The organism is Chloroherpetonaceae bacterium, from assembly GCA_025056565.1.
Lineage (GTDB): Bacteria > Bacteroidota > Chlorobiia > Chlorobiales > Thermochlorobacteraceae > Thermochlorobacter.
In genome coordinates this window covers 1-562 of record JANWWA010000066.1, presented here as the reverse complement: position 1 = coordinate 562, position 562 = coordinate 1, and the positions used below count along the sequence as shown (strand labels likewise).

Annotated in this window: 1 protein-coding gene; it reads right to left on the bottom strand. The window is 43.1% G+C overall.

Features of this window, described 5'->3' with window-relative positions; translation table 11 throughout:
• Positions 1-248: 248 nt before the first annotated feature.
• The coding region (locus tag NZM05_12700; GenBank protein ID MCS7014474.1) for a hypothetical protein at positions 249-562 on the bottom strand (314 nt) is incomplete at its 5' end.

Genomic DNA, 562 nt, shown 5'->3' with positions numbered 1-562 from the left:
CTGCTTTTGTTGGTTCATCAATCATCGGGAGAGTCGCTACCCCGCGCTTCCAACTCGGAAAGCAATGATTGGCGAAGCAAGGGGCAAAGGTAAGACAATGCGAAGAAACTTGCAAGGGAGAATTTGGTGGTGAATGTAGTTAATGGCAGATATGAGGCATTTGGAAAATCTCGGCGCAGCATTGCGCAAACTACCCAAAATTAGAGAACTGCGTTATCGCAAAGGCTCTTGCTTTCTTAGCGTGATTGTCATTTTGCATCGATAAGATTTCGTCTTTGTTCTCTAAAAATCTTGCCAATTATTACTTTCGCATCCTCTATTTTTCGTGGTTCAGGTTTGATGCCGCTTAATGCTGTTGATGTTTGGCTTTGCGGGGTTGCTTCATAATGTCTTGCATCAAACTTTGCAGGTATGTCAGTTACATTACAAGGCGAATTGTCCAAACCTTTGCCGTTGAACGCTTCATTTTCAAGCGAAACTGTCCAAAATTTTCGGGCGGAACTTAACTTTTTGGCACTCCTCCAAAACGCTGACAAGAATAGCGTTTCCCTTAAGCCATAAA